The 22951-nt window shown below is 37.6% G+C and carries 20 protein-coding genes and 1 tRNA gene; 15 read left to right on the top strand and 6 right to left on the bottom strand.

What is annotated here, in order from left to right:
• Position 1: 1 nt before the first annotated feature.
• From lepB to AC1M9I_RS05320, 8 genes are read left to right on the top strand one after another with little or no spacing between them, the layout of a single operon-like run.
• Positions 2-856 (top strand): signal peptidase I, encoded by an 855-nt coding sequence (gene lepB / locus AC1M9I_RS05355; RefSeq protein ID WP_035267182.1) that lies wholly within the window; start codon positions 2-4, stop codon positions 854-856.
• Between the two features lie 25 nt (positions 857-881).
• A complete protein-coding gene (locus tag AC1M9I_RS05350; protein ID WP_481594684.1) occupies positions 882-1256 on the top strand; it encodes a DUF4845 domain-containing protein in 375 nt (124 codons plus the stop codon).
• A complete protein-coding gene (gene rnc / locus AC1M9I_RS05345) occupies positions 1228-1929 on the top strand; it encodes a ribonuclease III (protein ID WP_035267179.1) in 702 nt (233 codons plus the stop codon). The genes AC1M9I_RS05350 and rnc overlap by 29 nt, the downstream gene beginning before the upstream one ends.
• Positions 1926-2954 carry a GTPase Era gene (gene era, locus AC1M9I_RS05340; RefSeq protein WP_481594683.1) on the top strand — a complete coding sequence of 343 codons (1029 nt, stop codon included), beginning with the start codon at positions 1926-1928 and terminating at the stop codon, positions 2952-2954. Before rnc ends, era begins: the two co-directional genes overlap by 4 nt.
• Before the next feature lie 26 nt (positions 2955-2980).
• Positions 2981-3172, top strand: coding sequence for an NF038104 family lipoprotein (locus AC1M9I_RS05335; RefSeq protein WP_180028433.1), 192 nt, complete (start codon positions 2981-2983; stop codon positions 3170-3172).
• 12 nt (positions 3173-3184) lie between these two features.
• Positions 3185-3898: a DNA repair protein RecO gene (gene recO, locus AC1M9I_RS05330; protein WP_481594682.1), complete on the top strand. Its 714-nt coding sequence runs from the start codon at positions 3185-3187 to the stop codon at positions 3896-3898.
• Positions 3899-3907: 9 nt separating this feature from the next.
• The gene (pdxJ, locus tag AC1M9I_RS05325) at positions 3908-4633 is read left to right on the top strand and encodes a pyridoxine 5'-phosphate synthase (protein WP_035267175.1); all 726 of its coding nucleotides are present in this window, start codon (positions 3908-3910) and stop codon (positions 4631-4633) included.
• Between the two features lie 14 nt (positions 4634-4647).
• Positions 4648-5301, top strand: a complete 654-nt coding sequence (locus AC1M9I_RS05320) for a MiaE family protein (protein WP_035267174.1) — start codon at positions 4648-4650, stop codon at positions 5299-5301.
• Between the two features lie 86 nt (positions 5302-5387).
• Here AC1M9I_RS05320 and AC1M9I_RS05315 read toward each other — a convergent pair.
• Positions 5388-5463 (bottom strand) — tRNA-Asn (locus tag AC1M9I_RS05315).
• Positions 5464-5702: 239 nt separating this feature from the next.
• Here AC1M9I_RS05315 and AC1M9I_RS05310 point away from each other — a divergent pair.
• A complete protein-coding gene (locus tag AC1M9I_RS05310; RefSeq protein WP_481594681.1) occupies positions 5703-6146 on the top strand; it encodes a hypothetical protein in 444 nt (147 codons plus the stop codon).
• 505 nt (positions 6147-6651) lie between these two features.
• Here the strand turns inward: AC1M9I_RS05310 and AC1M9I_RS05305 are convergent.
• The gene (locus AC1M9I_RS05305) at positions 6652-7878 is read right to left on the bottom strand and encodes a pyridoxal phosphate-dependent aminotransferase (RefSeq protein ID WP_035265512.1); all 1227 of its coding nucleotides are present in this window, start codon (positions 7876-7878) and stop codon (positions 6652-6654) included.
• Between the two features lie 215 nt (positions 7879-8093).
• Here AC1M9I_RS05305 and AC1M9I_RS05300 point away from each other — a divergent pair, with 215 nt between their 5' ends.
• Entirely contained in the window at positions 8094-8276 is a 183-nt protein-coding gene (locus AC1M9I_RS05300) for a hypothetical protein (RefSeq protein WP_179997905.1), read from the top strand.
• A gap of 42 nt (positions 8277-8318) precedes the next feature.
• Here the strand turns inward: AC1M9I_RS05300 and AC1M9I_RS05295 are convergent, their stop codons facing one another.
• The 4 genes from AC1M9I_RS05295 to AC1M9I_RS05280 form a co-directional block, all read right to left on the bottom strand.
• On the bottom strand, positions 8319-11213 hold the full coding sequence (locus AC1M9I_RS05295; RefSeq protein ID WP_481594680.1) for a calcium-binding protein: 2895 nt from the start codon (positions 11211-11213) through the stop codon (positions 8319-8321).
• A 261-nt stretch (positions 11214-11474) separates the two neighbouring features.
• Positions 11475-12917 carry a sensor domain-containing diguanylate cyclase gene (locus AC1M9I_RS05290; RefSeq protein WP_481594679.1) on the bottom strand — a complete coding sequence of 481 codons (1443 nt, stop codon included), beginning with the start codon at positions 12915-12917 and terminating at the stop codon, positions 11475-11477.
• Positions 12918-13062: 145 nt separating this feature from the next.
• Positions 13063-14478, bottom strand: coding sequence for a diguanylate cyclase (locus tag AC1M9I_RS05285; RefSeq protein WP_481610785.1), 1416 nt, complete (start codon positions 14476-14478; stop codon positions 13063-13065).
• A 76-nt stretch (positions 14479-14554) separates the two neighbouring features.
• Entirely contained in the window at positions 14555-15340 is a 786-nt protein-coding gene (locus tag AC1M9I_RS05280; protein WP_481590310.1) for an A1S_2505 family phage non-structural protein, read from the bottom strand.
• Positions 15341-15530: 190 nt separating this feature from the next.
• Here AC1M9I_RS05280 and uvrB point away from each other — a divergent pair, with 190 nt between their 5' ends.
• From uvrB to AC1M9I_RS05255, 5 genes are all read left to right on the top strand, one after another.
• Positions 15531-17552: an excinuclease ABC subunit UvrB gene (gene uvrB / locus AC1M9I_RS05275; RefSeq protein WP_179997909.1), complete on the top strand. Its 2022-nt coding sequence runs from the start codon at positions 15531-15533 to the stop codon at positions 17550-17552.
• Positions 17553-17674: 122 nt separating this feature from the next.
• Complete coding sequence (locus tag AC1M9I_RS05270) at positions 17675-18277, top strand: lipocalin family protein (protein WP_035265500.1); 603 nt, start codon at positions 17675-17677, stop codon at positions 18275-18277.
• Positions 18278-18383: 106 nt separating this feature from the next.
• Positions 18384-19328: an EamA family transporter RarD gene (gene rarD / locus AC1M9I_RS05265; protein WP_481610784.1), complete on the top strand. Its 945-nt coding sequence runs from the start codon at positions 18384-18386 to the stop codon at positions 19326-19328.
• 157 nt (positions 19329-19485) lie between these two features.
• Entirely contained in the window at positions 19486-21198 is a 1713-nt protein-coding gene (locus AC1M9I_RS05260) for a hypothetical protein (protein ID WP_481594676.1), read from the top strand.
• A 245-nt stretch (positions 21199-21443) separates the two neighbouring features.
• On the top strand, positions 21444-22901 hold the full coding sequence (locus AC1M9I_RS05255; protein ID WP_180028420.1) for a glyceraldehyde-3-phosphate dehydrogenase: 1458 nt from the start codon (positions 21444-21446) through the stop codon (positions 22899-22901).
• Positions 22902-22951: the final 50 nt, after the last annotated feature.

Raw genomic sequence — 22951 nt, 5'->3', positions numbered from 1 at the left:
CATGGATTTTGATTTTAATCTCATTCTCGTACCTGCAACCCTGATCTTTTTTGGATTATGGTTGCTGGATAAATTGGTACTCAAACAAAGAGCAACCAAAGGAAAAGGGAATGAAAATTTCATTATCACATGGGCATATGATTTTTGGCCTGTACTTGCAGTTGTGTTAGTGCTGCGATCATTCTTCTTTGAACCTTATAATATCCCATCTGAATCCATGGTTCCGGCATTGGAAACGGGTGATTATATCTTGGTAAACAAATATCAATATGGTGTTCGTTTACCGATTAGCAACACCAAAGTGTTGAATGTCAATGAGCCTGAACGTGGTGATGTGGCGGTATTTAGATATCCACCAAACCCATCAATTAGCTATATTAAGCGTATTATTGGTTTACCTGGTGATCATATCGTTTTTGAGAATAATCAATTAACCATCAATGGTGAAAAAGTTGTAACGGAATCGGCTGAATTTAATCGTGAAAAAGATGTTTCAGACACGCCAAATTCAATTTATCATTATGAAACTTTAGGTGATCATAAGTATTTGGTTCGTAATTTGGAAGGTCAAAACCCGATTATTGCGCATTTCAATTATGCACAAACCAAACAAGATCTTCCTTATGTTGCCACTGCGAATGATCGCTTTGTGAGAACAAATGGTCAAAGCTGGGAAGTAACTGTTCCGAAAGGATATTACTTTGCCATGGGTGACAACCGTGATCAGAGTGCTGATAGTCGAATCTGGGGATTCGTACCTGAGGCAAATTTAACAGGACAAGCAATTTATGTATGGATGCATAAAGAAGCTGGTTTGAAATTGCCATCATTCAGTCGTAATGGTCAAATTCAGTAATCTTCAAATATATGGATAATAAAAAATGCGTAACACTCAACGTGGTGCATCGTATACAGCGATTTTATTAGGGGTAATTGTTGCGGCATTTGGACTTAAAGTGCTCGTAGCATTGTGGCAGCCTTATTGGGATGACCGACTAATCAATCAATTGATTGAAGAACAAGTTGCAATCAGCTCAAAGGCGACAACACCACAACAGTTTACTTCAACAATGGGGCAGAAGTTTAGCATGAACAATATCCGTGACATTGAGTTCAAAGATATTGCGACTGTCAAATCTAAACAAGGTTTACAAGTGACAAAGAAATATGAAGTAAGAAAGCCATTCTTATTTAATATTGATTTAGTCCTCACATTCGAGAAAAGTTTTGATCAAAGGTCAGTTCAAAGTAAGTGATTCTCGCTTACTGAGTCGCATCGGTTATCAGTTTAAGAAAATTGAATTACTTCAACTTGCGTTGACACACCGATCGGTTAGCCATAAACATAACTATGAACGCCTAGAGTTTCTAGGCGATTCATTGTTAGGTATGATTATTGCCAATTACCTTTATCATGCTTATCCACATGAAAACGAAGGTCGTCTGACGCGTATGCGAGCTACTTTGGTTCGACAAGAAGCGTTAGGCAAAATTGCAACAGATTTGAAACTTAGTCAGAGTTTAATACTCAGTACTGGTGAATTAAAATCTGGTGGTCATCATAGAGAGTCGATACTCGCTGACACAGTCGAAGCGATTATTGGTGCAATCTATACTGATAGCCAAGATTTAAAGTTGTTAGAATCAATTGTGTTGAAATGGTATGAACCTTATTTAGATCATATTGAACCAACAGATCAATTGAAAGATCCTAAGTCCCGTTTACAAGAGTATCTTCAAGCTCGTAAAAAACCTCTCCCAGTGTATGAGGTTGTTGATATTCAGGGTGATGCACCAAACCAACATTTTAAAGTGGAATGTATGGTTGAAGGCTTGCCAAAATGTATGGGTGAGGGTTCAAGTCGTCGTTTTGCTGAGCAAGCAGTAGCGGCGGAAATTTTAAAATTTTTGGAGCAAAAGTCTTCATGACTACTCATTCCGATCACATCGATGCTGATCACGAGTCGCAAGACAGCGGCAATGATTTAATCAATCAATTTTTTAGTTCTCAAGGTACTACAATTCCCTCAGACTACAAAAGTGGCTTTGTAGCAATTGTAGGTCGTCCGAATGTAGGTAAATCTACATTAATGAACCATATTTTGGGTCAGAAGCTTTCGATTACGTCTCGTAAGCCTCAAACAACTCGACACAAGATTGTGGGTATTGATACGCGTGAGAAATCTCAGGCAGTATTTGTTGACACCCCTGGAATGCATAAGAAAGAAGTCCGTGCTATCAATAAAATGATGAATCGTGCAGCTCATTCAGCCTTGCGTGATGTAAATCTTGTACTGTTTGTTGTAGACACTGACAAATGGACTCAAAATGATGAATTAGTCCTTGAGAAGCTCAAAAATGCCGAAATGCCTGTCATCTTGGTCATTAATAAATTGGACACATTTGAGAATAAAAATCAGGCATTACCTCTAATTCAAGAACGTACTAAATTAATGAATTTTGCTGAGATCGTTCCGGTATCGGCATTGCGTGGCGCTAACCTTGATCATCTTAGAGATACGATCGAAAAATACTTACCGTTTCAACCACCATTGTATGCACTAGATCAACTCACAGATCGTTCTGAACGCTTCTTAGCTTCTGAAATTATTCGTGAAAAAATCATGCGTCAACTGGGTGAAGAGCTTCCATATGATTTAACGGTTCAAATTGAATCGTTTAAAACAGAAGAAGCGACTTTAAATGAGAAAACTGGTCGTATGAAGTCTGCTTGTACCTATATTGATGCTACGATTTTTGTTGATCGCCCTGGGCAAAAAGCCATTGTCATCGGTGAAAAAGGATCAAAGTTGAAAAAAATTGGTATGGATGCACGTGCTGATATGGAAAAAATGTTCGAAGAAAAGATCATGCTCACCCTTTGGGTTAAAGTCAAAGGCGGTTGGTCTGATGATGAGCGTGCATTAAAAAGCCTAGGATATAGTGATATCTAAGGATTAAACGGTTATAGGAGCTGATGATGATGAAGATGGTTGCGATAATTGTATGTGCTTTGGTTTTACAAGGTTGCATTCATAAAGTTGTCACAGTTCCTGTAAAAGTTGCGTATAAAACCACCAAAGGAGTCGTCAAAGGTACTGCAGCAGTAGTTGGGGCTGTTATTCCCGATGGTGATGACGATGATGAAAAAGAACTAAAGAAAGATAAATAATAAGATTAGTCGATGCGAAATGAATTTTTGCATGGATACTTAATCCATCATCGAAAGTATCGAGAGCGGAGTCATATTGTCCATTTATTCACTGAAGAGTATGGACGAGTTGATGGCATACTAAGACAACCTCCACCACCGCAATATCAGCCTATCGCACTTCAAGCGACAGGAAAGTCTGAATTAAAAAATTTCACAAAATTAGAAATTGTTAATCATCCCATTTTTTTTCATGGTGATGCATTCTTTTCAGGATTTTATTTAAATGAAATCTTATTGAGATTATGCCCATTAGAAGAGGCAATGCCAGATACTTTTGCACAGTACCACAAGACATTAGAAAGTTTACAAAAATTAGCTCAACATTCAAATCCTAACGAATTCTTGAAGCAAATTCTTCGTCAATTTGAATACGTACTTCTAGAAGAGCTTGGTTATGCGATTGATTACTCGATAGATGCACACCAAAATGAAATTTTAACTTCACAAAAATATCAATTTCAATTAAATGAAGGATTCGTACCAGTTCATTATTTAAGCGCTGCTACACTGACAGGTGAGCAAATTCGCAGCATGATAAATTATGAAAATGGTACAGATTTCAACGCTGAACAGTTACAATTACTGAATAAATTATATCGTCAAATGATTACTTCATTATTGGGTGATCGCCCACTAAAAAGTCGTCAATTGTGGATTCAAAACGCTCAATCAAAATCAAATTAGGAAAATGTTATGGCTGCATTGCTTGGTGTGAACATTGATCATGTTGCAACTCTAAGACAGGCTCGAGGCACACGCTACCCGGATCCAGTACAGGCAGCACTAATTTGTGAAGAGGCAGGGGCCGAAGGCATTACATTACATTTACGTGAGGATCGTCGTCATATTCATGATGATGATGTCCGTCGCATGCGCCCTGTACTTAAAACACGCATGAACCTTGAAATGGCAGTGACAGATGAGATGGTGGCATTTGCTAAAGAAATAAAGCCGCATCACGTGTGTTTTGTGCCTGAAAAGCGTCAAGAAGTCACGACCGAAGGTGGCTTAGATGTTGTTGGTAATTTTGAGGCTGTTAAGTCTGCTACACAGGAATTAGCAGCGATTGGATGTGATGTATCGTTATTTATCGATGCTGATATTGAACAAATTGATGCTGCAATTGCCTGTGGTGCGCCAACTATTGAGATTCATACAGGTGCTTATGCAGATGCTGAAACAGAAGAAGCACAGCAGGTAGAGTTACAACGTATTATCCGTGGAACAGAGTACGCTGCTGCTAAAGGTTTGGTTGTAAATGCTGGGCATGGACTTAATCTTGACAATGTTGCTCCTATTGCAGCAATTCCTCAAATACATGAATTGAATATTGGACATTCTCTGATTGCCGATGCTGTTTTTAAAGGACTTACGCAAGCAGTTCAAGATATGAAAGCAGCAATCAAAGCTGCACGATAAGATTGATGAGTACTATGTCAAATATTGATTATGATGAATTAATGAAGCCTGTCATAGGCTTCCTTGGTTGCGAAACTCCACAAGCTTGGTTAGATGAGGCTGTAAATAATCTTGATATTTTGATGCAAGATCATGCGAACTGTGAAAAGAAAGCAGCCAGTACAGCCATGAATCTCATGTTTAGATACAGCTTTTTTGTAGATTTACAAGTTAAGCTCGCTCAATTAGTGCGTGAGGAAATGCTGCATTATGAGCAGGTTTTAGAGTTTATGAATAAGCGCGGGCAGCAATGGGTCGGTTTAAGTGCTGGGCGTTATGCGGGTGGCTTACGCAAAGAAATTCGGACGTATGAACCAGAAGCGCTAATTGATGTTTTAATTATTGGTGCGTTTGTGGAAGCACGCTCATGTGAACGTTTTTATGCATTAGCGCCCAGAGTCGATGAGGAATTAGGGCGCTATTATCGCTACTTACTAAAATCTGAATCACGCCATTACGAGGATTATTTGGCTCTAGCTCTGGATGTGGCTAAAACTGCGAAATTGAAAGATCCTGAGGAGGATATTCAAAGTCGTATAGAGCACATTCGTGAAGTTGAAAAGCAACTCATCTTAACACCTGATGAAACCTTCCGTTTTCACAGTGGAGTTCCAGCAAAAGCAGCTTAAAATATGGTTGAGAAAATCCTCCCAAGTGGGGGATTTTTTTTTCATAAAAAAAGCCCAAGTCTTAAATGCTTGGGCTTTTTAGTATTTGGCTCTCCAACCTGGGCTCGAACCAGGGACCTGCGGATTAACAGTCCGTCGCTCTACCGACTGAGCTATTGGAGAATCTGAATGCGATTATAAGGGGATTTAAGATTGGGTCAAGTGTAAATTGCCATACAATTGTCACTTTTGAGCCGCATGTTGTTTATTTGCTCAAATAAAATGTTTTTTTTAAATTTACTTGCCAATTTAGAATGAGCTTGTTAGATTTATTTAACAACAGAGCGCTTGAAACAGAGTTTTAAGCAGTGTGGATTTATACCAACTTGCCAGCACTAAATGGCTAAAATAGGAGAAAGCGAATGAATACGCTTACCATTTCTCAGATCTTTTCCAATCTTGAATTCTATAAACAAAATTACCTGTCTATCTTGAATTCGCCTAGTGCTTATTTTATTGAAGTAGAGGGCGCGGTAATTGATGTATTTCCTTTTAAAAAACATCATCTGGTTTTGGGTGAGCTATTACAGCTGTGGTTTTCTGAAAAATGGTCTGTTGATCACGATCAATCATGCACGCTTGAACAATATTTGGCAGCAAATGACTTAAAAGCTAACTTAAATAAAGTCTATATCTACTCCATAAAAGGGAATGCTATTCTTGGCACGAATAAATCGCTTGCTTGGTTAAATGAGTCGAATGCGGTGAGCGAGATTTTATTAAAGTCACCACTTAAATATTATGTTGAATGCCTAAGTTGTTCTCGTCCTTCAAAGCATTTGTTTAATAAACAGCTTACAGTTTAGGCAAAGTTTCACAAGTTAAATCTGAAATTGTTGAATGAATTGATTTTTTTTAAAATATAGTCCAAGTTAGCCTGTGTCATTTTATCTTCTTTAGTAGGGTGAATTGGTGTTTCTAGAACTTATTTTTCATTAATTAAATCCCATATTATGGTTACTTAGATCAGTTCCAACTTCTATATGATGGTGCAAAGCATATCTATAAATGGGATTTTTCAGTGATAAATATGATGTTTCAGATTGGGCTATCGATACTATGAATAGTGTATAAACCTTAATTTATCAGCGGGCTACTTAGACAACTGTTGGATCATGTTTGAGTTGCTTTTTAAAAAATTTCTGACTTTTATCCAATCCTAAAAGCACACTTTTTTCGCTTCAGTGAGCGAGCGTACTAAACAAAAGGTTTTATCTTGCGTATTGGGTTATGTAGGTGCATGAAGGGGTTTAGATTTAATCAAAAAAACCCGCGAAAATCGCGGGTTTTTGATCTGATTAATTTATCAGATTATTTTTCAGCTGCGATAGAAGCAATTGCTGCATCTACGCCTTCGATTGAGTCAGCTGCTTTTTTGATACGTGCAAGCGCATCAACCAATACTTCATCTGCTGTTGCATATGAAATACGCATATAACCGCCTAAACCGAATGCATCACCAGGAACAACCGCAACACCAGTTTCTTCCAATAACCATGCAGAGAATTCTGTGCAAGATTTTAAACCTTTTGCACGGATCAATGGACGAATGTTTGCATAAGCATAGAATGCACCGTCAGCAGGTAAGCATGTAATGCCTTTGATATCATTCAAGCCATTAACAACTAAATCATGACGGCGTTTGAAAGCTTCAATCATTGGTTTAAGTACATCTTGAGGACCATTCAATGCAGCTTCTGCCGCAACTTGCGAAATTGAAGTTGGGTTAGAAGTAGATTGTGATTGAATTTTCTTCATTGCGCCGATTAATTTAGCAGGACCTGCTGCATAGCCGATACGCCAACCTGTCATTGCATATGCTTTAGATACACCGTTGAGAACGATTACGCGATCGTAAAGATCTGGTGCAACTGTAGCAATGTTATAAAACTCGTCGTCCCAACGAATTGGTTCGTACATATCATCAGAAGCAACATATACTTCAGGATATTTACGAAGAACTTCAGCTAATGCTTCTAATTCTTCTTTGGTATAAATCATACCTGTTGGGTTAGAAGGGCTGTTTAAAACAACTAGGCGAGTTTTATCAGTAATTGCAGCTTCTAATTGAGCTGGTGTGATTTTGAAACGTTGTTCTTCACCACATTTAACAATAACTGGCACACCTTCTGCGATGATCACCATATCTGGATAGCTTACCCAGAATGGAGCAGGGATGATTACTTCATCGCCTTTATTTAACAATGCAAGCGCAAGGTTAAAGAATGATTGCTTACCGCCACAAGAAACGAGAATCTGGTTAGCAGCATAATCAAGGTTATTATCACGTTTTAATTTAGCGATAATTGCTTTTTTAAGACCTGGCGTACCGTCAACTGCGGTGTATTTAGTGAAACCGTTGTTAATCGCTGCAATTGCTGCATCTTTGATGTGTTGTGGTGTATCGAAATCCGGTTCACCTGCACCTAAACCAATAACGTTTTTACCAGCAGCTTTAAGTTCTGCAGCTTTATTGGTCACAGCAAGCGTTGGGGACGGTTTGATGGCATTGACACGATCAGAGAGACGTACGTCCACGGCAGTATTCCTTCTTATAGGGATTAAAAAATAAAAAGCACACTATCTTAGCTTAAATTGAATGTTTTAGTCGTCCAATATCTAGGCAAATTAGCAAAAAATCACGAAATTCACCGAATTTTAATGAAATGATACATATCCACATTAAACAACGTGGGTCGCATAAAAAAACAAATTTCCGTACAATAGCGTTAGATTGAAATGAGTAGTCTCAAATGAGTTCGGAAAATTCTCCCAAAAAGAAGCCTGTAGTGAATCTTCCATTTCCTATCAAGCAAGTGAATGACGCAAAGCAAGCTGATGAAGAAATCGAAGATTTACGTCCAAAGCCTCAGCGCTATGCTGATCGCACATGGATGCCGCCACGTGGTACACGTCGCTCAATGGGTAAAAGATAAAAAAATAGGTGCTTTAAGCACCTATTTTTTTGCGGTTAAGAATTACACGTAACTTAAGTTTTGATCTAGAGTCAGTAAGTTGAATGTAGAACCGTCTTTAAATACGATTGATTCAACTTGATGTGCTTCACCTTTTGCCCAATCTTTAATAGTGATTTGATCAGCAGAATCTTTAAGTTTGATGATACGATCATTCCCAGAGTCTTGAACGAGTAAATCATCAATTGAGATACCAGCACCAAATTGAATGGTATCTTGACCACCTTTTTCATAGATTGTATCTACTCCAAAGCCTTGATCAAAATAGTATGTCTCGTTACCAAGATCGCCATACAATTTGTCGTTACCAATACCACCATTTAAGATGTTAATTAGACCCCCGTTTGCGATTAAGGTGTCATCTCCAGCGAGGCCTTTTAATTCGTTATTTACGAATTTGCTACCTGTGATAATGTTGTCAGATTGGTTACCCGTACCACTTTGTTGAATTTCTGATCCAGCAATCAAAAGTTCTTTGATTGGATTGATCAGCGTAAGGTTTTCAACATTTTCGGTTAATTGATACTGATCTGCAGAACTAATGACAGTGTCTGTACCTTCATAGTTGTGTTCAAGTACGAAGTCATATTTTGATTGAACATAATAGGTATCGTCACCACGACCACCTACGAGGACATTGATGCCTTCACCACCTTTTAGAATGTCATTGCCCCAACCACCAAAGAGCAGATCATCACCTTTACCACCTACAAGCGTATCGTTGCCGACACCGCCTTTAATGATGTCATTACCATCTTTACCGTTTAAGGTACGTCCGAAAACAGAGTAAGTGCTGATAATGTTGGTATTAGGGTTAAATAAGTTTGTCGCTACTGCTACAGAGCCAGCCAAATCACCTGCATATGCATAAGCAAGTTGAGTCAATGTATTCACAAGTTGATCACGTGAAGAGAAGCCATCGTCAAGTACTTCACCTTTGATGAATTGTCCAACGAAGTTTAAGCCCTCAGTCACGATTTGATTCACAACATCAAAGATACTCGCACCAGCTTTTAAGTTCGCTTTAACCACATCACCTAATAGCTCTAAATACCAAGTAAACGGACGGCTATCACCACCATTCAATTGTGAAGTATCAACACCTAAATAGTGATCAAGAATACTTAATGGTGTGATGCCTGTCCAATCACCTAGCTCGCCACCCAAGTTTTCAAGAGCTTGCGATGCATCCATAAGTACCAATCCAAACTTACCATCAGAGCTTGGTAAATATCCTGCTGGAACAATAGTCTCGCCATCAGCATTTTTAACGCCATTCAAGAAATTGTCAGCTAAAGTTTTGATCAATACATTTGATGCTTGCCAGAATTGTTCATCCGTAATATAGATGCCTTTATCTGCAAGTGATTTACCTGTTCCTAAACGAACATATTGATAAAGGAAGTTCTGAGGATCAGCTGTTGCAACAGCTTCAGCAACTTTTAACCAGTTTTTAGTACCTTGATCCACTGCATCGTTTGATGCTAAATCTTCTTTGATCACGGTATAAATAGGGCGCCAGAAGTTTTTACCTTGTAAAGAACCAGTTGACATAAACTTGTTATATAGTTCTTGAACTTGTTTAAATGCAGATTCACTTACGCGGTAACTAAATTGATTGTCAATTTTGTAGAATTTAGGACGACCGTCATCTGATGGATTAGATTGATCTGGTTGTTTTGGTTGACCCCATTCTCGATCAAAATGTGAGTCTGAAGGTGGAAGAGTGGCACCAATATCCTTACCAATATTTACGATAATGTCTGAAATTTGATCGATAATCGCATCGCCGGCTTTATGAATTTCTTCAAAACCAGGAATGAATTTATCACCAACTTTAACCAATGGCGCAACGCTATCTAATAAATCATTCACGATGCCATCTTTGCCGATAATCAAATTTCCAACCAGCTCACTTGGAATTTTTAAAATTGAATCAAGGCTAAGTTCGCCATCTTTCCATTCATTTTTGTGGTGTGTATCTTTTGCTTCCACATTTGAGCCGAGGGCTTCACCAGCACCACTGAGTAAATTCGATGCTGCATCGATAATGCGGTCACCTAACTCATGAACAACTTCAAATGGTTTACCAAGTAGAGCATTACCTGCTAGGCCAATAGGTGAAGCCACATCTAAAACTGTATTGACTAAATTTGCTGTCGTGACTAAACCATTACCTAGTAACTGAGCTGGAATAGAAAGTACTGAGCTAAATTTGAAATCAGGAACATAATCGAAAATAGGTTCAAGTGTATTTTCAACTTGATTTGCAACTGTATTCACAATTGATTTTAGATTTTCAGTGGCTGATGGAAGCTCTTGAGACCATTCATTATCATAATGCGTATCTTTAGGTTCAATTGTCCCGCCAATCGCTGAGCCAATGTCATGAGCCACATCAGAGACAGCATCAATAATCGTATCACCTGCTTTATGAACAACATCAAAACCAGGGATAAGCGCATTTCCTGCAATAGCAATCGGTGCAGCAGCATCAAGAATATCATTGGCAATATTGGTTGCACCAATAATGGTGTTTCCAATTAAATCCTCAGGAAGGCTTAAAATATTATCTAAGCTGAGTTCTTTGTCTTCCCACTCATTTTTATGATGAGTGTCATTCGGTTCGATGGTTGCACCAAGTGCTTTACCCACTGAATTCACTGCATCTGAAGCTGCATCAATAATTTTATCACCAAGTTCGTGCACTGCTTCGAAAGGTTTGCCAAGTAAAGCATTACCTGCTAAACCAATAGGAGAAACTACATCAAGAACAGTATTCACAGCATTGGTAGCAGCGATTAGACCATTACCAACGAGTTGAGCTGGAATTGAGAGAACTGAACTTAATTTAAAGTTAGGTAAGTAATCGAATGATTTATAATTGAACAAAGCCATTGTTATAGTCTCTTATAAAAATAAAGTGTTTTTAATCATTGTTAGTGATTAAAGTGTGATTAAAATCACATTTTATTAGTTTAAAATCAATTGCTTTTGTTAGACAAGATCATAAATTTTTTGTCATAATTTAATGAAAAATATAGTAAAGGTTATATGAGAACTGAATAAGATTGATTTTTTTCAAAAAAAACACCAGTGCAATGACTAGTGTTTCAAGAGCAAATAAAATGTATGATCTAAAAATATAAATATTATAAACTATTGATTTTTATTGGATAAATATTTGTAGTATTGTCTCTTATGATCATACATGGATTGATCTGCACGCTTTAACATATCCTCAATTGTTTCATTCTCAAGGCTTGTAGCAAATCCCATTGATGCACTGATGATATGGTTAGAATAATATTGATTATCGATATTCAATAATTCTTGAATGGTCAAAATCGTCGACTGAACGGTAGTTTCATTTGCACCTTGCATCAGGATAACAAATTCATCACCTCCAATTCGAGAGGCTGTATAACTAGTATTGTGAATCGTTCTACTTAAGATGTTACCCATTCTGCGTAAAATCTCATCACCTGCATCATGACCAAATTGATCATTAATCGGTTTAAGGCCATTCATATCTAGAAAAATTGCAGAAACTGGGCGAATAAGTGCGCGTTCCAATCGATGGATTTCTTCAGTGTAGAACGAGCGATTTTTGAGTTTTGTTAAAACGTCGTGTTTACCTAAATATTCTAAATAGCTCTCAGCTTTTTTTCGCGCTGTAATGTCCGTTAGGGCAAGTTGTACAAGCCCCCAATCTTCTTCATAACCTGGAAACACAGTGAATTGAAGTAGAACATAGCGAATTGAACCATCCAAAGCATAGTTAATCGCTTCACGACTATGATGAATTTTCCCATTCCATAGTTCGATCAATTGTTCCTTAAAAGTTTGATGCATTTCTTTTGAGAAAACCTTTTTTAGATTTTGAAATAAATCAGATTTCGTCGATGCCTTGAATAAATCCAATGTTGCTTGGTTGACGTCTAGTAATACAATGTCTTCAATGCATTGTTGTACGAAATCTTGATGCACATCTAAAAAAGTTCTGAAATCATCAATACCAATTGATTTAAGATGATCGAGTCTTAATTTAATGCGACTAAAGTCTTCAACCCATAATGATGTGGGTGAATAACTAAATCTTGCTTCAGCTAATCGACGATTTTTCTCTTCTAAACGCCGAGCTTGCATATAACCACTAATATCTTCTGTAGTAAGCAAAATACGGTCTAAACTTTGTTCTGAACCAGGTAAAACGACAGCTCGCAGTTTTATGTCTAAGGGTTGACCACTCAAGGTGAAATTAGTGGTTGTACTTGTAAACTCTAATTCACCCTTCCAAAGTGCAACTAATTCCGCTACATGTGCATCAAACATTTGATGTTGGAAAATGGTGCTTAAATTTTGGGTGAGATGTTTAAGGCTTTGTGCTTCAAAAAGATCGAGTGTTTTTTGATTTACTTTAACAATCTTAATTTGATGTGCGCATAAAGTCACAAGATCTGGATTTTGCTGAAGATGTAAAGCTAAATCAGTAACCCCATCACTACGCCATTGGTTAAAGATGGTTTGAATGGCACTAAAATCTTCCAACCACATTGGGATAGGAGATAAATCAAAAATTGATGAATCAAGTATCTCCATAACTATCCTTGAACTTTTCTTTTAAAACAATAAATTGTGGATAATATAGCACTAAATTATTTTGATATAAAATTCAAATTTTTTATTATTTACGTGATTTAAGACACTTTTTTAAGCTAAGCTAACGTTGAGCTAAATCCTATGCTCAATTCGTTAGATTTTTATTTTGATAAAAATGATGCTTGTTAATGTACATGCATTTATCTGCACGGCGTAACATATCTTCCAAGGTTTCGCCTTTAAGTCTTGTGGCATGTCCGAGTGAAACGCTGATAGAAAGATGAGGGTGATCTAGATTATGTTGATGTATTTGAGTTTCAAGATCATGAACAAGGATTTTAACTTGCTCAACATCGGCATGAGGCATCAATAATACAAATTCATCGCCACCTATTCTAGAAATTGAAAAATCTTTTTTGTGAGTGACAAATTGAAGAATTTCGGCAAAGTTTTTTAGATACTGATCACCGACATCATGTCCGAACTGATCATTGATGATTTTTAAACCGTTCATGTCAATGTAAATACAAGACACCGGATAGAGATCAAGTTGCTCAATCCGTTCAATTTCTTCATTAAAATAAGTTCTGTTATGTAAATCAGTTAAAATGTCATGTTGACCCAAATAATGTAAGTGATTTTCTAATTTTTTTCGCTCAGTGATATCTGTAAGGGCGACTTGTATCACCGCCCAATCATCTAAATTATGTGGAAAAATATTTAACTGTTCTAAAACGAAGATTTGTTCTCCATTCGCGTTGTAGAAACTACTTTCTCGCTGTTGATATTCTTCATGATTCCACAATTGTAGTAACTGGCTTTTAAAATTTTCCAAACGTTTAATATCAAATAAATCATGAGAATGATGTAAAAATTGAGATTTATCTTTCACAGCAAAAAGTTTGAGCGCCGCTTCATTGACATCAATGAAATTTATTTGCTCAAAGCATTCCACAACAAATTCTGGATGTTGATGAATGTGTTGGTCTAAATTCTCAATGTTTTGCAAACGGAGCAGCTCAAATCTTTTTTTAATTTGGCTAAAATCCATGATCCATAGTGCTGTTGGATTATAAGTAAATAAAGATTCGGCAAAATGACGTGCTTTTTGATATTGGGAAATATCTTCGGTGGTCATGAGTAGGCATTTCCAATTATGCTCATAACCTTTTAATTTCATACCGCGTAATTGAACGTCTAAACGCTTTCCATTGGTCGTATAATTGATCACTGGAATATGATGTTCAGTATTCTTCCAAAGTGATACAAAAAATTGGATTTGGAAAGTGCTGACTTCAGGATGAAGGAACTTCTGAAAACTTTCTAAAATTTCTTCTAAGTTTTTTGCTTCATACAGTTTAAGCGTACTTTGGTTAACACGTAAGCTATGAATCGTACTCAAGCAAAGGTGGAGACGACTGTGATCCTCCATCAAATATGCTTCAATATCTTCAATACCTTCAGCAGTCCATTGTTCAAAAATTTGTTTAACACCGCTGAAGTCTTGTAGCCACATCGCAATTGGAGATAAATCAAAGATGGTCAGATCTAAATGATCCATAGATGCGAGCCTTGGTGTTTAAAATTCATTCATTTATACAATATAAGTGAATGAATCTTATAAAATCAACATCTTATTAAACTGATTTTTTTGCTCGATGCTCAGGTTTTGGCGCAGAAATTGACTTAAGCCCTTGCCAAACATCAACAAAATCTTGTTCATTCATTTGGTAGAGTTCAAGTAAAGCCAATACCACACCACCCATCATGAATGCACGATCGGACTTCGGTTCATATTGGAAGGTTTGATCTTTTAGATGATAGAGGATATCTTCGATTTCAAATATGCGTTCACGTCCATTACTGTCCACGGGGAACATCGGCGTTTCGATCAAAATATTGGCTAGTTTCTTTTCAGATTCATTTAAATTAAGTTGCTCAAATGCCGTTTCTAAAGAATCCGCGAACAGCAGTTCAGAAGAAAAAATGGCATGTAATAAAGGTTGGTTTAATTTAGGAAAGGTGCGTTCAACGAAAGGTTTAAACGAAATCGGGAAAATTACATTTTTTGATATACCTTTGAACATGGGGGCTATTTCAGCAACTTTGTAACCTGCTACACCACAACCAACGGCTGTAATAAAATACTTAATCTTGGGGTGGTTTTTTGTATAGATTTTAAAATCATTGATGTAGTGTTCAATCTGAGATAGAGGCATTTGTTGCAAATGCTCATTCATGGTGGGTATTGCATAGCTCTGTCCAGCCCAGCCGCGGCCAGCACCTTTAATCGCACCGAAATGTTGAAGTGCAATTTTTGCAGCACCACCTGCATGCGTGCCTGCTAAATTACTACCAAATACAAATACTGTATCTTCATTTAAACTGTTGATAATCGTTTCATCGTGATATTGGTAAGTCATAGTTTTTTACATCAACATGCAATTTAAGTTCATGGTGCAATTGATTGCTGTAAGGGTCAAGTAAAATTGATTGAATTTATGGTTTTCACCCTCATCATCAGATGAGTAAATCATAAAGATTTGAGCAAGCAAGCCATGCATTACCAGTGTTATTGCATATTTTCATCATCTGTATAGCGAGAATTATCGAGTGAGTGACAGTCGTCCATTTGAATTAGTAACTAATTACGAGCCTGCAGGAGATCAACCTCAAGCGATTGAGAAACTTGTTAAAGGAGTACAACAAGGTTTTAAGGATCAATTGCTACTAGGGGTAACAGGCTCTGGTAAGACCTATACGATGGCGAATGTGATTATGCAATTACAACGTCCTACTATTGTAATGGCACATAACAAAACCCTTGCGGCTCAACTCTATGGAGAATTTAAAGCATTTTTTCCACATAATGCTGTTGAGTATTTTGTAAGTTATTACGATTACTATCAGCCAGAAGCATACGTACCGTCATCTGATACTTTTATTGAAAAGGATTCTGCTATTAATGATCACATCGATCAGATGCGGTTGTCTGCAACGCGTGCTTTGCTTGAGCGTAAGGATGCTATTATCGTTGCTTCGGTATCCGCCATTTATGGTTTAGGTGATCCTAATGCATATATGAATATGCTCCTACATATTGTGACAGGTGATCGAGTCAGCCGTGATGAGTTGATTCGTCGATTGGTAGAAATGCAATATACGCGTAATGAACTCGAATTTTTACGAGGTACTTATCGAATTCGTGGAGAAATTCTTGATATTTTCCCCGCAGAGTCAGAACAAAATGCAGTGCGGATTGAGCTATTTGATGATGAAGTGGATTCGATCCGCTGGTTTGATCCCTTGACTGGAAAAATGATTCGTAAAGTCCCACGAATTACGATTTATCCAAAAAGTCACTATGTGACGCCTAAAGATAACTTGCAGCGTGCCATCGAAACGATTCGTGAAGAACTCAAAGAGCGCTTGGCATATTTCAGAGCTGAAGATAAATTGCTTGAAGCTCAACGTATTGAACAGCGTACTCGATATGACCTTGAGATGATGCAACAGCTTGGTTATACCAATGGTATTGAGAATTACTCGAGACATTTATCAGGTCGACCAGCTGGAGAGGCCCCGCCAACGCTTTTCGACTACCTGCCTGAGGATGCATTACTTATTATTGATGAATCGCATGTTACGGTTCCTCAAATTGGTGCGATGTATAAAGGCGATCGTTCACGTAAAGAAAATCTAGTGAATTATGGTTTCCGCTTGCCAAGTGCATTGGATAATCGACCAATGAAGTTTGAAGAGTGGGAACGTATTATTCCTACTACAATTTATGTCAGTGCGACGCCTGCCAATTATGAATTAGAAAAATCAGAACAAATTGCTGAGCAGGTGGTGCGTCCAACAGGGTTGATTGACCCCGTCATTGAAATTCGTCCAGTATTGACTCAGGTGGACGATGTCCTTTCGGAGATTAATCAACGTAAAGACAAAAATGAACGTGTCTTGGTCACAACGTTAACCAAACGCATGGCTGAAGATTTGACGTCATATTTAAAAGAGTACGGGATCAAAGTGGCTTATCTGCACTCTGATATCGATACTGTTGAACGTGTGAAGATCATTCATGAATTACGAACAGGTGTCTACGATGCATTGATTGGAATTAACTTACTCCGTGAAGGTTTAGACATGCCTGAGGTATCTTTAGTTGCAATATTAGATGCCGATAAAGAAGGCTTTTTACGCTCAGAACGTTCACTTATCCAAACCATTGGTCGTGCTGCTCGAAATGTTGAAGGAAAGGCTATTTTATATGCGGATCGGATTACGGATTCAATGCAAAAAGCGATTGATGAAACGGAGCGTCGCCGTACCAAACAAATTAATTTTAACTTAGAACATGGCATCACTCCGCGTTCAGCAGTCCGCCAAGTCATCAAAGAGATTGATACTGGTGAAGTGTATGATGATGAGTCAATTGATGAGAGTGTATCGGGACAAGCACGTGCATTAAGTGCGGATGAGCGCCATATAGTTTCCGATCCAAAACTATTGGCAAAACATTTGGCTAAATTAGAGAAAGAAATGCTCAAAGCTTCGAAAGAGCTTCAGTTTGAGCAAGCAGCGCGTTTCCGTGATGAGATCGTGCGTTTAAAAGCACAGTTAATTCAGTGATTTAATTTACAGAAAACACTGTAAAATCATCACATAACGTAACATTAAGCCGAAAAATAACCATTATTGTAGAAGAGTAAATGAATACTCACAAACAAATTCAATAAATAGGGGTTATTTAGATGATCAAGAGTCTCCCATCTGCTGGTTTCAATGTTAGCAAGATTGTATTGGGTGGTGCCTTATTGGTTGGTTTAGGGGCAGCAACGATGGTTTATGCTCAGGACAAGCCACTCAATACTGTTGAAAAAGTTGAACTCGATAAATACTTAGGTGTTTGGTATGAAGTAGCACGTAAGCCACTTTATTTCCAAAACAAGTGTGATCGTGATGTAACTGCGACATATACATTAAATGAAAATGGTAATGTGACTGTTGATAACCGTTGTTTTACCGCTGACGGTAAAGTTACCCAGTCAGTGGGTGAGGCATTTGTACAAAATCAGCCATTTAATACAAAATTGAAAGTCAGTTTTTTGCCGAGTGCTATTCGATGGTTACCAGTTGGTCGTGGCGACTACTGGGTGCTGAAACTGGATGAGGATTATCAAACTGTACTCGTGGGTGAGCCTAAACGTAAGTATATGTGGGTACTTTCTCGCACGCATAATCCTGATCAAGCAGTCGTGAATGAGTATCTTGATTATGCTAAATCTGTTGGTTATGACTTAAGTGATGTGATACGTACAAAGCAAACGGGTCAACAACCTGGTTCAACAAAATAATGTTGAAAATGATGAGAACCACGCTAAAGCGTGGTTTTTTTATGCATCGACATCTATTGATATGAATTATAGCTATAATATCGTTTGGTAAAAATTAGGTTCAGATATGTTAAAAGGTATAGCATTGTCAGTTATGGCATCAGTGACATTTGGGGTGCTATATTTTTATACGTATTTTCTTAGACCACTAGACAGTGAGCAGACCTTTGCTTGGCGAATGTTAGCAACATTACCTTTTTTAACGCTGTTTATGTGGTGGTCGGGTGATCTAAAATATGTTAGAGAAATTTATAATAAAATTTACAAACAACCATCTATTTTAATTTGGCTCTTGATCAGTTCGTTTTTGTGTACAACTCAACTCTGGTTATTTTTGTGGGGACCAATCAATGGTCGGGGGCTTGAGGTTTCTTTAGGATATTTTTTGTTGCCTCTGGTGATGGTTCTCTTTGGTTGCGTTCTTTACAAAGAAAAGCTCTCAAAGTGGCAAATTGCAGCAGTGTTTTTTGCAATTCTTGGTGTCAGCCATGAAATCTGGCGCATCGGTACTGTGGCATGGGAGACCATGTATGTTGCTGTGGCTTATCCGATCTACTTTTTTTTAAGAAGAAAATTTGGAACAGATCATTTAGGTGGATTCTGGTGGGATTTATTGCTGGTGATTCCAGTTGCTATTTTTCTAGCATTTTTTTATTCAAACACATTGCCCCTGATTATTGAGTTTAAATATCTCATTTTAGCCGTACTAGGTCTAGGTTGCTTAAGTGCCTTAGGGCTTGGAAGTTACATCTTGGCGAGCAGATATCTTCCATTTGTGATTTTTGGGTTATTGAGTTATTTAGAGCCAATTTTGTTGGCAGGAGCATCAATAGCAATGGGTGAACGCGTGGAAGCAGGAGAATGGTTGACTTATATTCCAATTTGGTTTGCTGTATTGCTCCTTATTTTGGAAGGTACAATTTATCTCTATCGTCAAAGAAGAACTGAAAAGTTACTTCAATATCAACATAAGAAACTACAATCGCGTCTAGCCCAAAAAGATGAGCACTAAGTTTCATATCATTACATAAGGATGAGTTATACATAAGAGTTTTTGACTGAATGATAAGAATAATTACTTATTCTTTAAAAATATTTGTGACACAATTAACTAAAACATAAAAATGTGATAAATTTGTTAAATCAATAATAATTCTAATTTAACAATCATGATTCAGTACCAAACAAGAGCAGCATTATTACAGCTGGAGCCTAGTCTGGATTTAAACTGGCAAAGACTCTTAGAGCGTATATTTCAACATTCTGATAGTGATGTTCGCGAAGAAATTGATCGTCAAATTCTCAAACCTAAAGATATATTTTGGAATCGTGTGAATAACACGTTCGAATATAAAGTCACGACGTCGCTGGGAATTTTAAAGCACAGTTTTTCTAGTGAAAGAATGCGCTCCATTGCAGCAAAGTTATGTCAATCTATCCAATGGTTGAAGGAGATGACGGATTGCGTACAAGTGGCGGACTATTTGGAAAATGCGCTGTATCAAATTGACCAGATTGCTGTTGAGGACAATTTAAAATTACAACGCGAAAAAATGTTAATGCGTCGGGTTTTTTTGCAAGATGTTGCTAAGTTAATTCGTGAATTAAATCTTGAAACACCAGTTGGAACTCGTCAGTTAACTTCAGCTCAGATTAAGAGCTTTATGATAGAAGTATTTATTAAGCAACAATTACTGGGGTATTGGTTTAAACCGCTTCTACCTAGAAGCTCATCGATCCTGGAGCATCCTTTTTTTGCACAATGGTTGCTGAAAGAACAGTCCATTCGACACTTTGATATTGTTAAAACCTCTGAATTTCTATTCGTCATCGCACCAACCAGTCAGTTTGAACAAAATCCATTTTCGATCCGTCGTTTTTTATTTGAAGATCGAATGGAATACAACCAGCAAATTTATCTCAATGGGTTGGTTTTGGATATGCGCCGTTACAATGAAGAGGGGTATATCAAACAGTTTATGGAACACGTGCAGATGATGGTTACTATTCAGCATCAAGTGCATAAAGATGTTATTCAAATTGTGCAAGAATTTGAAGATGTTGCTGAACAAAAGATATTACCGCTTTTGACACAAAATTTAGGGATGGCTGGAAGTAATAGTGATTTTGTAGCCAAACAGCATTTACGTAAGATAGAGCAAGCATTGACTGTCGAATTGCTACAACCTCTTGTGGTGGCTTTAGAACAGCATTTATCACATATTGAAGAATATGAGCATCTGTTTAAAAGTGTGCATCGCATATTTTCAGATATTCTGGCGAATTATAAAGATTTTAAACAACAGCCTTCATTATTTTTTAATTCATCAGTCCAATTGTTTGAATACAAGTTGTTAGCCTATTTAAAACTACTTGAAAAGCGTAAAGATGAAATATTTGTACCATTGAATATGTATGAGCGTGGAGTCATGCATGAGCGCTCCAAGAAACCGTTAAATGCATTACAAGAAGATTTAAGCCAACATATTCAAGATTACCGAGAAATGCTGTCTCATACGATGCGTTTGAAACGAGATTATGCTGAAGTTCAAGGCTCATTTTTAAAAAGAATGGTGGCTGGAGAAAAGTTAGAAAAAGAACTTCAACAAACTTCATTGGCCATGGTGAAAATCAAGAAGCAGGCTTATCTAGATATTTTAAGTGTGCCTAAAAACTATCGAAAATATAGTGTATTTATTGAATTTGAAAGTTTTTCAGCTACAAGTGATTTTGAACGACATTATGCATTCCCTTCGGGGCAAAATGGTTTAACTAAGCTTCCAGTATTGGTCAAACTCCCAGAAAACTTAGAAGATTTTAATTTAGAAGATTTAAATATGATGTTGAGTCAGGATATTTCAGCTTCCCCAGTATTGAGTTGAACTGACTGCAACTCAGTGACGAAATTGGATTTGTAGGCTTAATGATCAGTATTTGATATCTAAATGAAATCATTTACCCAGAAAATTATATTGTAATTCAATGGCTAAAATATATTTTTTATAAAGAGAATATTGCTTTAGTAAAAAATAAACCGAGTTTTCATTTCAACTCTGAGCTAATTCCTTTACAATTATGGGGTTTTGAAATTTATGCTTAGATTTACAATTAATTAGAGGACGTATCTGTGAGCAAAGACACTATCGTTGCCCTACATGCAGAGCACCAAGGTCGCTGGAAAAACCGTGAAGAACTCGCGGAACGTATGATTGCCCTTGTTGGTCAGTTATACCGTGAAAAAAACATCGTAGCTACAGTATACGGTCGCTCTTTAATTAACCGCTCGGTTATCCAAATTCTTAAAGCTCACCGTCGTACACGTGTTTTAGACGTTGAACTTTCTGCTGTAGATACTTTCCCAATCCTTGAAGCATTGGTTAAAGTACAAAATATCGGCACAGCTGAAATCGATTTAGGCAAACTTGCTGTAGAATTTAAAGCAAAAGGTGGCGATGTAGATGCATTCGTTGCTGACGCTGTTAAATCACTACAAGGAAATGCTGCATCTGTTGAGCATAAAGATGTTGTGCTTTATGGTTTTGGGCGTATTGGTCGTATCCTTGCACGTCTTATGATTGGTCAGTCTGGTCTTGGTCGTGGTCTAAACCTTAAAGCGATTGTTGTTCGTAAATCATCTGATGGTGATTTAGAGAAACGCGCTTCTTTACTTCGTCGTGACTCTATTCATGGTCCATTTGCCGGTACGATTTCTGTAGATGAAGAGAACGAAGCAATTATTGCGAATGGTCAATTCATCAAAGTGATTTATGCATCGAACCCATCAGAAGTGGATTACACTGCATATGGTATCGAAAATGCATTGGTGATTGATAACACTGGTAAATGGCGTGATGCTGAAGGTCTTGCTCAGCACCTTAAATGCCCAGGCGCTGCACGTGTAATCTTAACTGCACCTGGTAAAGGTGACATGAAGAACGTTGTGTTTGGTGTAAACCAAGCTGACATTCTTGATGAAGACACAATCATCTCTGCTGCAAGCTGTACTACTAACGCGATCACACCGACGTTGAAAGTACTTCATGACAAATATACAGTGATTAATGGTCACGTCGAAACAGTTCACTCGTTCACGAACGACCAAAACTTGATCGACAACTATCATAAAGCTGACCGTCGTGGCCGTGCTGCAACGTTGAACATGGTGATCACTGAAACGGGTGCTGCTAAAGCAGTTGCTAAAGCACTTCCAGCGCTTAAAGGCAAATTAACTGGTAACTCTGTACGTGTTCCAACACCTAACGTGTCTTTAGCAATCCTTAACCTGACTCTAGATAAAGAAGTTGATCGTGATGAAGTGAACGAATATATTCGTCAAATTTCTATCAACTCTAATCTTCAAGGTCAAATTGGTTATACAAATTCTACTGAAGTTGTATCATCTGACTTTATCGGTTCACGCACTGCAGGTGTTTTTGATGCGCAAGCAACAATTACGTCTGGTAACCGTTTAACAGCATATGTATGGTACGACAACGAAGTAGGTTATAGCTGCCAAGTTCTGCGTATCGCTGAACAAATGGGTGGCGTAAGCTATCCAAAAGTACCTGCTGAAACAAATGCATAATTTGTAAAGCATAAAAAGAGCCTCTTTCGAGGCTCTTTTTTATTTGCCTA

Source organism: Acinetobacter sp. ANC_7553 (assembly GCF_056779895.1).
Note: the sequence above shows the minus strand (reverse complement) of the source record. Positions and strands in the feature narration are given on the sequence as shown.

Bases quoted from the DNA above. Each gene is read 5' to 3' on its own strand.
- lepB (WP_035267182.1), top strand. From the start codon at position 2: ATGGATTTTGATTTTAATCTCATTCTCGTACCTGCAACCCTGATCTTT.
- AC1M9I_RS05350 (WP_481594684.1), top strand. From the start codon at position 882: ATGCGTAACACTCAACGTGGTGCATCGTATACAGCGATTTTATTAGGG.
- era (WP_481594683.1), top strand. From the start codon at position 1,926: ATGACTACTCATTCCGATCACATCGATGCTGATCACGAGTCGCAAGAC.
- AC1M9I_RS05335 (WP_180028433.1), top strand. From the start codon at position 2,981: ATGATGAAGATGGTTGCGATAATTGTATGTGCTTTGGTTTTACAAGGT.
- recO (WP_481594682.1), top strand. From the start codon at position 3,185: ATGCGAAATGAATTTTTGCATGGATACTTAATCCATCATCGAAAGTAT.
- pdxJ (WP_035267175.1), top strand. From the start codon at position 3,908: ATGGCTGCATTGCTTGGTGTGAACATTGATCATGTTGCAACTCTAAGA.
- AC1M9I_RS05320 (WP_035267174.1), top strand. From the start codon at position 4,648: ATGTCAAATATTGATTATGATGAATTAATGAAGCCTGTCATAGGCTTC.
- AC1M9I_RS05310 (WP_481594681.1), top strand. From the start codon at position 5,703: ATGAATACGCTTACCATTTCTCAGATCTTTTCCAATCTTGAATTCTAT.
- AC1M9I_RS05300 (WP_179997905.1), top strand. From the start codon at position 8,094: ATGAGTTCGGAAAATTCTCCCAAAAAGAAGCCTGTAGTGAATCTTCCA.
- AC1M9I_RS05295 (WP_481594680.1), bottom strand. From the start codon at position 11,213: ATGGCTTTGTTCAATTATAAATCATTCGATTACTTACCTAACTTTAAA.
- AC1M9I_RS05290 (WP_481594679.1), bottom strand. From the start codon at position 12,917: ATGGAGATACTTGATTCATCAATTTTTGATTTATCTCCTATCCCAATG.
- AC1M9I_RS05285 (WP_481610785.1), bottom strand. From the start codon at position 14,478: ATGGATCATTTAGATCTGACCATCTTTGATTTATCTCCAATTGCGATG.
- AC1M9I_RS05280 (WP_481590310.1), bottom strand. From the start codon at position 15,340: ATGACTTACCAATATCACGATGAAACGATTATCAACAGTTTAAATGAA.
- AC1M9I_RS05270 (WP_035265500.1), top strand. From the start codon at position 17,675: ATGATCAAGAGTCTCCCATCTGCTGGTTTCAATGTTAGCAAGATTGTA.
- rarD (WP_481610784.1), top strand. From the start codon at position 18,384: ATGTTAAAAGGTATAGCATTGTCAGTTATGGCATCAGTGACATTTGGG.
- AC1M9I_RS05260 (WP_481594676.1), top strand. From the start codon at position 19,486: ATGATTCAGTACCAAACAAGAGCAGCATTATTACAGCTGGAGCCTAGT.